Below are 13110 nucleotides of genomic sequence, written 5' to 3'. Positions count from 1 at the left end.
CGTGACGTACCCGCACCACGCCACGGCTCCTCCCGCAGTCCCGGGACGGGTACCCGGACAGGACGCCGACGCGGTCGTAGCGGCCCTGGGGGGACTGGGGGCGCCGGTCGACTGCACGGGCCGGAGCAGCCTGTCGCTGGAAGGCCCCCTCGTGCTGTGGCTCGTCGTGGACGGCGCGTTGGACCTCTTCGCCGTCGATGCCGCGCAGGCAGGGCACTGGCACTTCCTGGGCAGGCTGGAACCGGGCACCCTGCTGCTGGGCCCGCCCGAGGGCCCCCGGCACACTTTGGTCGGCCGGCCCTCGCAGGGGTGCCGGCTGCGCCGCATCGAGCTGCGCGAGCTGCCCGGCCCGGAGTACGGAGCCCCGTACGGGGCCCAATACGGAGGCCCCTTCCCGCAGTCGTGGGCGAGCCCGGGGGCGTACGGCGTCGCCGCGGCGCAGCAGGGCCCGCTCGACGACGCCTTCGCGCGCGGTATCGGCCGCGGCCTGCGCGTGCTCTACCAGGCACCGCTGGACGGCCCCGCCACCACGGGGCAGGGCGGAGCGGACGACGACATCCTGTGGATGCAGGTCGCCCCCGGCGCCGTCCAGTACGGATCCGCGTACGAGACGGAGGCGGTCGGCACCCTTCTCGTCGACGGGGCGATGTGGCAGGGCATGGTCGACCAGCAGTACCGGCTGCTGTACGCCCTGGACCGTTGGATCGAGCAGCGCGAACGCGCCCACGAGGACCGGACGGCGGCCGGCATCGAGGCCGGTCAGGCCGCCCGTGCCCAGGCGGACCGGGTACTGCTGGCTGCCATCGACCGCTCCGGGGGCCGTACCCGCACGGGCGCGGGCGGGAGCGGGAGCGCCGACGCGACCTTCGCCGCGTGCCGCGTGGTCGCCCGCGACGCCCGCATCACGCTGTCCGAACCGGGCGGGGCGAGCACCTCCTCCGAGCGGATGGACCCCGTCGAGCGCATCGCGCTCGCCTCCCGGATCCGCACCCGCACGGTCAGGCTCAGCGGCGCCTGGTGGCGGGAGAACGGCGGACCCCTGGTGGGCCGGCGCGCGAAGGACGGGACGCCGGTCGCCCTGCTGTGGCGGCGCGGCGGCTACGTGGCGGCCGACCCCGTCACGGGCCGGCTGCAGCGCATCGGCAAGGCCGACGAAGCCGTCTACGCACCGCGCGCCGTCATGTTCTACCGCCCGCTGCCCGACGGGCCCGTCAGCATGCCCGCTCTGATCCTCTTCAGCGCCCGCGGCACCCTGCCGGAACTGCGCGGCATCGTCCTGGGCGGGCTCGTCGCGGTGGCCTTGGGCGCGCTGGTGCCCATCGCCACCGGTCAGGTGCTCGGCCGGTACGTACCCGACGCGGAGCAGGGCCGCATCGTCCAGACCGCCCTGGCACTCATCGCGACCGCCGTCGTCTCGGCAGCCTTCATGCTGCTGCAGAACACCTCCATCCTGCGCATGGAAGGCCGTATGGAGGCCACCTTGCAGCCCGCGGTGTGGGACCGGCTGCTGCGCCTGCCGGCGAAGTTCTTCACCGGCCGCTCGACCGGTGAACTGGCCGGTGCGGCCATGGGCATCAGCGCCATCCGCCGCGTGCTGTCCGGTATCGGCTCGGTCTCCGTACAAGCGAGCGCGGTGGGCACGGTGAACCTCGTGCTGCTGCTCGCCTACAGCATTCCGCTCGCGATGACCGCGGTCGCCGTGCTGGCCGTCATCGCGGCGGTCTTCCTCGGCCTGGGGCTGTGGCAGCTGCGCTACCAGCGCCGGCTGATCGAGCTCGGCAACCGGCTGAACAACCAGGCCTTCCAGACCCTGCGCGGGCTGCCCAAGCTGCGCGTCGCAGCCGCCGAGAGCTTCGCCTACGCAGCCTGGGCCGGGGAGTTCGCCCGTACCCGGGAGCTGCAGCAGCGCATCGGCCGCCTGCAGAACGTCATCACGGTGCTGGACGCGGTCCACCTGCCGCTGTGCACGCTGGTGATGTTCGTGCTGCTGGCCGGACCGGCCCGCGGCGCCATGTCCGCGGCCGAGTTCCTCACGTTCAGCACCGCCCTGACGATGCTGCTGTCCTCGGTCACGCAGCTGACGGGCGCGCTCCTCTCGGCCGCTGCGGTCCTGCCCATGTTCGAGCAGGTCAGGCCGCTCCTGCGGGAGGTCCCCGAGGTGGCCCGGTCCGGCAGCCTGCCGGGCGAACTGACCGGGGCCGTCGAAGCCAGGAACCTGTCCTACCGCTACGGCGAGGACGGCCCGCTGGTGCTGGACGGCATCGACTTCCACATCCGGCAGGGCGAGTTCGTGGCGGTGGTCGGTCCCAGCGGCTGCGGAAAGTCGACACTGCTGCGCCTGCTCATCGGATTCGACAGGCCCACCGAAGGCAGTGTGCTGTACGACGGCCAGGACCTGGCGGCGCTCGACCAGGCGGCCGTGCGCCGCCAGTGCGGCGTCGTCCTGCAGAACGCCCAGCCCTTCACCGGCTCGATCCTCGACTGCATCCGCGGTTCCGGGGCGTTCTCGCTGGAGGAGGCGTGGGAGGCCGCAGCGATGGCGGGGCTGGCCGAGGACATCAAGGCCATGCCGATGGGCATGCACACGATGCTCTCCGACGGCGGCGGCACCGTCTCCGGCGGGCAGCGCCAGCGGCTGATGATCGCGCAGGCCCTCATCCGTAAACCGCGCGTCCTCTTCTTCGACGAGGCCACCAGCGCGCTGGACAACGAAGCCCAGCGCGTGGTGGTCCGGTCCACCCGCTCCCTGCACGCCACCCGCATCGTGATCGCGCACCGGCTGTCCACGATCACGGACGCCGACCGGGTCATCGTGATGTCGGACGGCCGGATCGTGCAGCAGGGCCCCCCGGCCGCTCTGCTCGCCGACCCCACGGGCCCGTTCCACGACCTGGTCCGCCGCCAGCTGCGATGACCCGCGCACCGTCGACCCGCCCGGGCCCGGCCGAGGCAACCGAACAGCACCTGTCACGACCTCTGGAGGACTCATGACCGCCCCGTTCTTCAGGTTCCGGACCGGCAAGCCGAGCAGTGCCTCCACCGCCCGCCCGTCACCCGAGGAGCCGGTACCCGCACCGGCCGCGGAGAACACCCGGGTGCCGGAGCCCGCCGAACCCCCTCTGTCGGATCACGAGATCGACCTGATCAGGGCATCCCTGTCGGTGGTCGAGCCCCTGGCCGGGGAGATGACGGTCTACTTCTACGCGATCCTGTTCGCCCGCCATCCCCAGGTCCGCCCGCTGTTCCCGCCGGGAATGGATGCCCAGCGCGGTCGCCTCCTGCGCGCACTGTTGCGCATCGTGGATCTGGTCGACGACCCCGAAAGCCTGGTCCGGTTCTGCGGACATCTCGGCCGGGACCACCGGAAGTTCGGCACCGTCGCCGCGCACTTCCCTGCCGTCGGCGAATGCCTCCTCGCCTCCCTGGCCCGTTACGCCGGCCCCGCGTGGACCGCGGACATCGCCGCCGCTTGGACGAAGGCGTACGGCGCGGTCGCCCAGGCCATGATCGGCGCGGCCGAGGAGGACGAAGCGGTACGGCCCGCCGTGTGGCCCGCCACGGTGGTGCGCCGAGTCCCGCGCGGCCACGGCATCGCCGAGATCACCGTACGTCCCCACCTGCCGTACGAGTACGTCGCCGGACAGTACGTGAGCCTCGAGACCCCGTGGTGGCCGAAGCGGTGGCGGTACTACTCCGCCGCCAACGCACCCCGCGAGGACGGCACGCTCACCTTCCACGTACGCGCGGTCTCCGGCGGCTCGGTCAGCGACGCACTCGTGCACCGCGCGGCGGTCGGCGACGTGGTCCGGCTGGGAGCCCCGATGGGCGACATGGTCCTCGACGCCGCCGTCCACCGCGAACTGCTCCTCGTGGCGGGCGGCACCGGGCTCGCCCCGATCCGCGCACTCGTCGAAGAGGTCGCCCGGCGAGGGGGCCGCCACCAAGTGGACCTGTTCCTCGGCGCCCGCACCGGCGCCGAGCTGTACGGCGTCGACGACATGCTCCGGATGGCCCAACGGCACCACTGGCTGACCATCAGGGGCGCGGTCTCCCACGAGCACATCCCCGGAATCCGGGGATCCCTGCCGGACGTCCTGGCCGAGTACGGGCCGTGGTACCAGCACGACGTCTTCCTCAGCGGCCCGGCGGAGATGGTCGTCTCCGCCGGCGGGGCGCTCACCCGGGGCGGCACCTTGCCCGAACGCATCCACCACGACCCGTTCGAGACCCCCGTCCTGCACACACGTTGAGCCGCTCCGCCGACTGCGCCCGCCCCATCCGCTCCGCCCTGCAAGGAGAACCTCCGTGACCTCGCCTCCACCGCCCTTCGGATCAGCAGGTGAACACCATCTGCAGCAGCAGCTTGGTACCGCCGACCGCGCCGCCCGGTTCTACGACCAGCAGGTCCGCCCCTGCCTCACACCCGAGATGAGCGACTTCATCGGGCGCCAGGCCATGGTCTTCCTGGCCACCGCCGACTCCCACGGGGAGTGCGACGCCAGCCTCCGGGCCGGCCCCCCGGGATTCGTCCACGTGATCGACGACCGCACGCTCGCCTACCCCGAATTCCGCGGCAACGGCGTACTGGCGAGTGCCGGCAACATCACCGAGAACCCTCACCTCGGCATGCTCTTCGTGGACTTCACCCACCATCACGTGGGGCTGCACGTGAACGGCACGGCCCATGTCTACCGAGACAGCGCACTGCGCCGCATCCACCCCGATCTGCCCGAGGACACGACGCGCGGACGCACCCCCGACATATGGGTCCGCCTCACGGTCGAGGAGGCCTACATCCACTGCTCCAAGTTCATACCCCACCTGGAACCCGCCGACCGCACCGCCCGCCACGACGCAACCCGCCCCAAGGACCCGGACTACTTCACCCGGCCCCGGCCCCAGCCGCATTCGGAAGCAGGTGGCCGAGGGTGTGCGGGAGCGTGAGCATCCGCGGCCACCTGCCCTTCGACTGGCGTACGGATCTGCATACGGACCTGGGCAATCCGCCACCGCGGTCGATACCTGATGATCGCTTCTGGGGGTTCCCGGCGCAGCCGCCGCAGGACAACGCCCACGACGAGCAGCAGAAGACAGGTGCCCGCCGCAGCGTGCACGAGGAGCGCGTCGAGGCGGTCCGCCTCCAGATAGGCGCCGACGGCCAGCGCCACCAGCGCGCACACGCCGCGGTCGACGATGGACTCCACCGAGAGCAGGGTCGCCCGGTAGGGGGTCGGTGGGATGGCCGCGTTGATCAGGTTGCGTTGTACGGGGTACGCGAGGCCCGCCGCGGCGGCGAACACGCACAGCCACAGGATCGTGCCCGGACCTCCCGACAGCGTGGTGGCAGCGAGCGTGAGCGCCATGACCACGCTGAGGACGCTCACCACGGTGATGTCGGACAGGCGGCTGCGCAACCAGCCGGTTCTGGCCGAACCAACGGCCTCGGCGACCGTCATCGCCGACAGCACCGCACCGTGGTCGGCGACGGGGAGGTCCTTTTCGAGGAGCAGCGGTTGGAAGAGGTTGACCTGACAGACGCGGGCGAGCGTGAACACGGCTACGCCCTGCACCATCAACGGCCCGAGGGACCGTGACGTTCCGAGCACTTTCGCGGCATGGCGGGCCGAGTCGAGGAGCCCGACGCGGCCGGCGGGCGGGTGAGCGCCCCCGCGGGGTGCCGTGATCGCCGGGAGGGCCGCGGCGCAGGCCAGCGAACCGAGCGCGGAGAGTGCGGTCAGTACGTAAGGGGCCTCGTGCCGGACGTGCATCAGGACGCCGACCAGGGGCCAGCAGGCGATCTTCGCCCAGAGGCCGAGCGCTCGGGCGGTGCCCTCGGCCTGTACGTAGTGCGCGTCCGCATCGTGCTCGTGCAGGTACTCGTACAGGTAGGCGCTGGATGCCCCCGACACCAGCGAGCGGGCGGCGGCGATGGCCAGGAAGTGTGCCACGAAGCCCGCGAAGGACGGCGAGGCGACCGGGAGGAGGTTCGCCGCGACCATCGCGGCCGCCCCGAGCTGTATGCAGCGGCGCTGTCCGATGCGGTCGGCGAGGAAGCCGGTGGGGATCTCCAGCAGGCAGAACGCCACGTAGTAGACGCTCTGGATGCCGAAGATCTGACTGTCCGACAGGCCCGCCTGCTTCTGGTACTGGTAGAAGACCGGCATCCACCACAGCAGGTTGAACAGCAGCTGGAACCCGTTGTTCAGTCGGATCACGCGGAGCACCGCGGCGGGTGGACGGACGCGGCGTTTCACGCGCGCACGCAGGGACACGGGCACGGGCATGGGCGTGACCCTTCGGGTGGACGGGACGCGGAGAAGTACGGGCGGGTCAGGCGCTGTACGGGCGCAGCTGGAGGATGTGGGGCACGCCTCCCGGCCCGAGCAGCCACTCGATGTCGAGCGGCCCCGCGAAGGTGTAGTCCGTGGCGAAATGGGATTGGAGCAGGCGGCCCGCCAAGGCCAGCCGGCCCAGGTGGGCCCTCGTCTCCTGGGGCAGGTCCTCGGTGGCCGCGCCCAGCGAGATCGTGCGGCCGCCGCCCTCGACCGTGTTGTACAGGTACTGCAGGGGCATCGTCCGGCCGTCGACGACGTCGGCCGTGGACCCGTGCGCGCAATTGAGGTACACGTTGCGGAAGTCGGCCCGGTTGGTCGGATTGCAGGTGACCATGACGCCTCCGAGCGGCGACGGCTCGTAGCGTTGGACGATCACCCCCATGTAGGTGTCGTCCAGGGAGATGCCGGCCTGATGGCGCAGCCGCACGCTGCGGGGGGAGAGCAACGAGGCCCATACCTGGCGGATGGCGTCCAGCAGCCCCGGCAGATCGGTGACCTTGGTGTGGGACTCGTAGATCCCGGCCGCGGAGAATCCCGGCAGGTCCTCGGCGTTGGAGGAGGACCGCACGGCGAAGCGGTCCGTGCCCGCCAAGTGCTCGACCAGCTGGGTGTCCAGGGCGCGCACCAGGTCCTCGGGCACCGGAAGGGTGCGCACCAAGTGCTGCAATTGGAGGCAGACCGTGTCCACGGCGTCCATGGCGTTCAGCTCCAGGGCCATCTTCAGCTTGCCGATGCTCTGTTGCACGGCCGGCGAGGAGTCCAGGAAGCGCTGTTGGACGGCGAAGGGGACGGCGATGCCCGCCGGTGCCTGGACGTGCCGGGTCAGGAACGCGCCCGCGTACTGGGCGAGATCGCCGTCCTCGGGCATCCCCAGCCGGGCGGCCAGGTGACCGAGCAGGTCGGCCCGGGGCGGGCGGGGCACGGAGTAGTAGCCGGTCAGTCGGCCCGAGCCGTGGCGCAGTACGTGGTGCAGTTCCCCGAGGTTGGCCGCCTTGGTGCCGTAACGGTTCCGGTCGCGGGCGCGTAACGCGGACAGCGGTACGAGGGGAACGTCCGTCACGTGCGGCGCGTCGAGGCGGACCCGCTGCGTGTGCCACGTCGGTTCGGAGAGGTCCGAGGGCTCCTCGGCGCGCCGGATGACGAACGCGTCGGCGGTGACCTCGTAATGGACCCAGGCACCGTCCAGCTTCTCGTCGGCGATCGTGTCGAGGACTCCGCGGACTATGGCGTTGGGGATGCCCCAGCCGGCGGCCAGCATGTTGGTGTGCGACAGCGGGGTGGTGGGCCGGGCGTTGATCAGACCGGCGAGCCGCGGGATGTCGTCGGGGACCACCGGCATGGCGACGATGTCGTACCAGGTCAGGTCCCCGCGGGCGGCCAGGTACTCCTCGCCCGAGGCGAAGGCGCGGAGCCGGCCGGTGGCCGAGGCGAGCGTCAACGGCACGAAGGGCGCGGTCGCCAGGAGCGCGTGACCCCGTGCACGGGGCACCACGGTCTCCGGCACCGCCGCGAGGGCGTTCTCCTGCCCGTGGTTGGCCGGCTTCACCAGCAGCTCCAGCCCGGGTTCGAGGTGGTCCCGTACGAAGGCGTGGAACTCGATCAACAGATCCGCGCCCATGGTGTCGGCCTCGGTGGTCTCCAGGACCATGAACGGCTCGTCCCGCTCCGGACCGCCCCCGGAGTGCAGCGACAGGACACCGAGGAGGAAGCGTCGTGCGGGGTCCTGGTAGACGTCATGGTTGAAGCGGTCGAGTTCGGCGTCGAGCTGGTCGAGGGTCAGCCCCTGGATCTCGGTGGCTATGTAGTTGACGTGGAAGGAGTGCACGGCGCTGTCGAGGACGTGCCAGTGGTTCTGGTCGCGGTCCACGACGACCTTCACGTACGGATGCCCGCCCAGCACTCCGGCCAGCTGCTCGAACAGGGGGAGCGTGAGCAGGGTGTCCACGGCGGCGCCCCGGGGGGACGGGGCGGCAGCGATGGTTCCGGCGTTCGTCATGCGATGCTCCCGGGCGTCGAGCGGTCGGCGGACAGGACGGAGGGCGTGGTGGGGGCGGCGGCAGCGTGGGGAGCGACGGACGGCGCGGTCAGCGCGTTCGGCAGTGCCGCGAGGATGCGGCCGCAGTCGGCCAGCAGCGCCGGCCCGGACTCGGCGGTGAGAAAACACAGCGCGGCCATGGAATTGGCCCCTCCCGCCTCCTCGTACGGAGGGACGGGGCTGCCCGGCGCGAGACTGTGCTCGCGCACCAGCTCCACACGGGTTCCGGGCGAGACCAGGGCGGGCCAGTCGACCGCGTCGAAGTCCCACGCCGGGTGCTCGGTCCAGGGCCGGCCCTCGGGGTCGACGGCGAGGACGACGAGGGATCCGGCGGCGCCCTTGCCCTCGGTCAGCATCCGCTGCGGGTAGGCGACCTCCCGGCCGAGCAACTGGCGCACCAGCATGCCGATCATGTCGAGCCCGAAGACGGTCTCCACCTGCCGGGTGGTCATCACTCCACCGAAACGGGCCGCGGCCTCGATCAACCACATGGCTCCGTCCGCGCCGAGTTTGATCTCGGTGTGGGTGGCGCAGGTGTCGAGGCCGAGCGCGTCGACGGCGGCCCGCGACACCTCCTCGATCCGGTGCTGCAACGCGTCCGGGAGGGCGGCCGGAGCCAGGCTCGCCCGCTCGGTGAAGGGCGCGATGGTGGGCATCCGCCCGGTGATGCAGAGCGGGTGGTAGTGGCCGTCGGCGACGATCCCCTCCACGCTGACGTAGTCGCCCCACCCGTCCCCGTCGAACCAGTAGGACGCCTCTCCGGTCACGATCTCCTCCAGTAGGAAATCGCTGACGCCCTGGTCCGCGGCGTGCAGTTCCGCGTAACCCTGCGCGGAGGAGGCTTCCATGACGGAACGTCCGGTCTTCCAGGCCGCCTCGGCCTGCTGTTCGTTCCACACGCTGAGGTGGGCCGTGGAACCCGCGCTCCAGGCGGCCTTCAGGAGGAGCGGCGGCCTGAGGGTTCCGAAGGCGGCCGTGATGTCCTCCGGCGCGTGGATCTCCGCGAACCCCGGTACGGGCACCCCGGCGGCCTGCCAGATCCGGCGCATCAGGCGTTTGTCCCGCGCCCCCGCAACCCGCTCGCCCGCACCGCGCAGACCCAGCCGCAGGCTCGCGTGGGCGACGGCCACCACCGCGTACTCCGACAGGGTCAGCACCGCCTCGGCGCCGACGCGGCGAGCGTGGGAACAGATGAGATCGACCAGGTCCGCGCCCTCGCCCGGCAGGGCCGTGGTGACCGACGCACACCCGGGCAACCACACCGACTCGGTGGTTCGGGGCAACGGCGCGAGCGCCAGGACGTGCACCTCGGCATGGGCGACGATGCGCGGGACCGCGTACTCCAGGGGAGGGCCGCCCTTGGCATGGACGAAGAGGATCGGGGTCATGGTGCTCCTCGGGTCGAGGGGGACGCCGCATGGTGCGACGGCGTCGTCGGCGGACGATCCGTACGCGTGGTAACCGCAAACGGACCAGGGGTGACTGGACCGCTACGGAAACGGCGAACGCACGGATGTACGCCTACTCAGTTGGGTGTTCGCCAAACAACCACGCTCACCAAGCGGGTCCGGGACGAGGGTGTTTCAGCCATTCGCGCGGAGCCGGTGGGGATCAAGCGTCCGCAGGGCGTTCGGCAGTCGTGCCGAGCCGGAGGGAGAGTCCGTCGCGGCACTCGGCCGGGGCGCGACCGCTTGGTCATCTCCCGCGAACCTGTGCGCGGGTTTGCTGGTTGGGCCTCCGGACCCCCGCTCGGAAGCTACCCGGCAGACCGGGACGGCGAAGCCGGCTCCGGCCCGCGGACGCCGGCGGGCGGTGTCGTGCGGGGTGTCGGCTCGGTCGGGGCGCGGGCGGGAGACTTCCAGGCACGGACGTGGAATCGCCGGCGGTCGAACGGTACGGGCTCGGGCCCTCTGAGTTCACCGCGGCCGGCGACGGGTAGGGGCCAAGGCCCGCAAGGCCGGGGACAGGCAGTGCGCCGCCGCGATCACGGCGCCGCGGGAGCCGACAGTCGCGGCGCGGACGGCCGGCCGGCCACTCAGGCGGGCCGCGACGGACCCGCGAACTGACCGGAGCGCTCGCCGACTTCCTGACCGGGCCACGAGCCCCCTCACCACACGGACCACCCGCCTCTGTCCGCGTACGCCGCTTCGCACGCGCGGCGCCCTGCTCCCTGATGGCCTCAGCGCGGCGACGTCCCGCCCGCCGACGCCTTGAGGGGCCGGTTCAAGTGCGTGGTGAAGTGGTCGATCATCGTCTCCAGGATGTCGGGGAAGGTGGGTTCGTTCATCCTCGAGAGGTGGTCGCGGACGGCGTTCAGGTGCGGGTACGCGTCGGCCGGGAGGTCGGCGTGGTACTCGCTCCAGGCCATGTCCTGTTGCTCGCGCCGCTGCGCGTCGAGGTCGAGTACCGCCGCATCGACAGCGGCCTGGGCCAGGACCGTGTCGACGAACATGCGGTAGTGGCGTACAGCCTGGCCGGGCTCGAACCCCGCGCGGAGGAGGATACCGATTCCGGTATCGACTGCACGGGCCTCGGCCGGTCCGGCGGTGACACGGCAGGCCCGTACGGCCGCGAGCCTGGGGTGGGTCAGCATCGACCGGTGCAGCCGCAGCGCGAAGTCCCGAAGGTCATCCTGCCAGCTGCTCCCCGGTACGAAGCCTTGCAGTGAATCGTCGATCAAGCGGTCCGCCGCTGCCAGGAGCACCGCGTCGGTGTCCGCGAAGTAGCGGTAGACCGCACTGGGGTCACAACCCAGAGCGACGCCCAGGCTGCGCACGGTGAGGGCGTTGCCGCCCGGTGCTTCGATGAGGGCCAGTGCGGCCGTGGTGATCCCTTCCGCGCTCAGCACGGTTCCGTTCCGGGTGGGCCGCCGCCGACGGCGTTCGGCAGGGATGCGTGCGGATGCAGTCATCGGGGCCTCCGGAATCCGGCTCAGTCTACGACAACCTGTTGACGTAATTATGGCAGGCAAGTTTCCTCGAAGTACACCGTTCGCTCATCGCCCGCTGCGTTCCGCGGCCCTCGCCGGGTCCGGCCGGCTTATGACAACTTATTGACGTAACCATGGCGGGCCGGTTTCATCTCCGCACACCGAACGTTCATCGCCCGCCGTGTTTCACGGCCCCCACCCCTCCTAGGAGCGGCATGGACCTCCCTGCTGAGCACAGACCCCCGTCGACCGGGATGCGACGCACCCTCGGCGTGCGGGACGGGATCGCGATCGCGGCCTCCAGTACGGCGGCGACCACCAGTATCGGCATCGGGATGGGCGCGATGGCCCTCTATGCGGGCCGGCAGACGCCCGCACTGCTCCTGGTGGCCTTCCTGCCGATCCTGGGCATCGCACTGTCGTACTCCCGGCTGAACAGGACAGAGCCCAACTGCGGCAACGGCTACACCTGGGTCGGCAGGTCCCTCAGTCCGTGGCTGGGATTCCTGACCGGCTGGGTGGTCCTCATCGCCAACGTGGTCTTCATGGCCTACACCAGCGCGATCACCGGCATGGTGATGCTCCAGTTCGCCAACAAGGCGGGGCTCCACAAACTCTTCGGAATCACGCTGGATCCGACCTCCACCGGTGTGAGCACCGTGGTGGGACTGGTGGTGCTGGCCGCGGTGACGCTGACCGCGGTGACGGGCGTGCGGTCGGCGACCCGCTTCCAGTGGGTCCTGCTGGCCTTCGAGTACACGGTCCTGCTGGGGTTCTGCGGCTGGGCCCTGGTCTCGGGCCACCAGGAGTTCTCGTTCGAATGGCTCAACCCGTTCGCCATCGGCTCCTTCCAGTCGCTGGCGCAGGGGCTGGTCCTGGCGGTGTTCGTCTTCTGGGGCTGGGATGCCGCTTTCACCGTCAACGAGGAGACACGCAACGCCTCGGACGCGGCACGCGGCGGGCTGATCGCCCTCTTCGCCATGCTCGGTCTGCTCGTGTTCGCCGCGATCGCCTTCCAGCGGGCGATGGACGCAGAAACGCTGGTGACGCAGGGACCCCAGGCGCTGACCTTCCTCGGGTCGGAACTCACGGGCGAGCCCTGGGCCTCGCTGCCACTGGCCGCGCTGATGTGTTCGGCCTTCGCCTCGCTGCAGTCCAGCGTCATCCCCACCGCGCGCGGCGCTCTGGCCATGGGCCGTGACCGCACGCTCGGGCGGGTCTGGACCCGGGTCAACCCCCGTTTCGGCTCGCCCGCCGCCGCCACGGTGATCATCATGGCGATGGCGACGGCCGTCGCGGTGCTGGCCATCGGTATTCCGAAGATCAACCTGATGATCCTCACCGCCGTCAACTCGATCGGCCTGGTCGTGGCCTTCTACTACGGGTTCACGGCCGTGGCCTGCGCCGTGCGGTTCAAGAGCGCGCTGCGCGAAGGGCCGCTGGAGGCCCTGCGGTCCGTCGTGATCCCGGCCGCGAGCGCGCTGGTCCTCTTCGGCCTGGGCGGATACCTCGCGTACCAGTACGCGACCATGAGCGACCACTTCGAGGCGCGCCCCGACAACGGCTGGTTCATGCTGCTGATCCCCTCCCTGTTCCTCGCCAGCGGGCTGATCGCCGCGGCGGTGGCCAAGTGGTACCGCCGGTCCTCGTACTTCTCGACCGGCCGCGGCACCGACGCGGACGCCATCGCCCTGCCGATGGACAGCCCCGACTCACCTGCCTCACCCGCCTCGCCCGGCTCACCCGCCTGACCAGCCGGCCCGCCCCTCTGCGCCGGTGGGCCCAGCGTCCACCGGCCGCCTTTTCCGAGA

8 protein-coding genes are annotated in these 13110 nt (G+C 71.2%); 4 read left to right on the top strand and 4 right to left on the bottom strand.

Annotated elements, in window-relative coordinates; genetic code table 11:
• Position 1 precedes the first annotated feature (1 nt).
• The 3 genes from ACFYYJ_RS16905 to ACFYYJ_RS16895 all read left to right on the top strand — a co-directional run bounded on the left by ACFYYJ_RS16905 (position 2) and on the right by ACFYYJ_RS16895 (position 4944).
• A complete protein-coding gene (locus ACFYYJ_RS16905) occupies positions 2 to 2914 on the top strand; it encodes an NHLP bacteriocin export ABC transporter permease/ATPase subunit (protein ID WP_389133101.1) in 2913 nt (970 codons plus the stop codon).
• A gap of 73 nt (positions 2915 to 2987) precedes the next feature.
• Positions 2988 to 4250: a globin domain-containing protein gene (locus ACFYYJ_RS16900; protein WP_389133099.1), complete on the top strand. Its 1263-nt coding sequence runs from the start codon at positions 2988 to 2990 to the stop codon at positions 4248 to 4250.
• A gap of 55 nt (positions 4251 to 4305) precedes the next feature.
• On the top strand, positions 4306 to 4944 hold the full coding sequence (locus ACFYYJ_RS16895; protein ID WP_389133097.1) for a pyridoxamine 5'-phosphate oxidase family protein: 639 nt from the start codon (positions 4306 to 4308) through the stop codon (positions 4942 to 4944).
• Here the strand turns inward: ACFYYJ_RS16895 and ACFYYJ_RS16890 are convergent.
• From ACFYYJ_RS16890 to ACFYYJ_RS16875, 4 genes are all read right to left on the bottom strand, one after another.
• Positions 4878 to 6215 (bottom strand): MFS transporter, encoded by a 1338-nt coding sequence (locus ACFYYJ_RS16890; protein ID WP_389133095.1) that lies wholly within the window; start codon positions 6213 to 6215, stop codon positions 4878 to 4880. The genes ACFYYJ_RS16895 and ACFYYJ_RS16890 overlap by 67 nt on opposite strands.
• Before the next feature lie 115 nt (positions 6216 to 6330).
• Positions 6331 to 8331: a PEP/pyruvate-binding domain-containing protein gene (locus tag ACFYYJ_RS16885; RefSeq protein ID WP_389133093.1), complete on the bottom strand. Its 2001-nt coding sequence runs from the start codon at positions 8329 to 8331 to the stop codon at positions 6331 to 6333.
• On the bottom strand, positions 8328 to 9758 hold the full coding sequence (locus ACFYYJ_RS16880) for an acetyl-CoA carboxylase biotin carboxylase subunit family protein (protein WP_389133091.1): 1431 nt from the start codon (positions 9756 to 9758) through the stop codon (positions 8328 to 8330). Before ACFYYJ_RS16880 ends, ACFYYJ_RS16885 begins: the two co-directional genes overlap by 4 nt.
• 791 nt (positions 9759 to 10549) lie before the next feature.
• A complete protein-coding gene (locus ACFYYJ_RS16875; protein ID WP_389133089.1) occupies positions 10550 to 11281 on the bottom strand; it encodes a TetR/AcrR family transcriptional regulator in 732 nt (243 codons plus the stop codon).
• Positions 11282 to 11514: 233 nt separating this feature from the next.
• Between ACFYYJ_RS16875 and ACFYYJ_RS16870 the strand changes: the two genes are divergently transcribed.
• Positions 11515 to 13050 (top strand): APC family permease, encoded by a 1536-nt coding sequence (locus ACFYYJ_RS16870; protein ID WP_385120431.1) that lies wholly within the window; start codon positions 11515 to 11517, stop codon positions 13048 to 13050.
• Positions 13051 to 13110: the final 60 nt, after the last annotated feature.

Source organism: Streptomyces sp. NPDC002467 (assembly GCF_042889825.1).
Taxonomy (GTDB): Bacteria; Actinomycetota; Actinomycetes; order Streptomycetales; family Streptomycetaceae; genus Streptomyces.
This window is presented reverse-complemented; position numbering and strand designations above follow the sequence as displayed.

Excerpts from the sequence above, each read along its gene's own strand:
- ACFYYJ_RS16900 (WP_389133099.1), top strand. The coding sequence starts at position 2,988 with ATGACCGCCCCGTTCTTCAGGTTCCGGACCGGCAAGCCGAGCAGTGCC.
- ACFYYJ_RS16885 (WP_389133093.1), bottom strand. The coding sequence starts at position 8,331 with ATGACGAACGCCGGAACCATCGCTGCCGCCCCGTCCCCCCGGGGCGCC.
- ACFYYJ_RS16880 (WP_389133091.1), bottom strand. The coding sequence starts at position 9,758 with ATGACCCCGATCCTCTTCGTCCATGCCAAGGGCGGCCCTCCCCTGGAG.
- ACFYYJ_RS16875 (WP_389133089.1), bottom strand. The coding sequence starts at position 11,281 with ATGACTGCATCCGCACGCATCCCTGCCGAACGCCGTCGGCGGCGGCCC.
- ACFYYJ_RS16870 (WP_385120431.1), top strand. The coding sequence starts at position 11,515 with ATGGACCTCCCTGCTGAGCACAGACCCCCGTCGACCGGGATGCGACGC.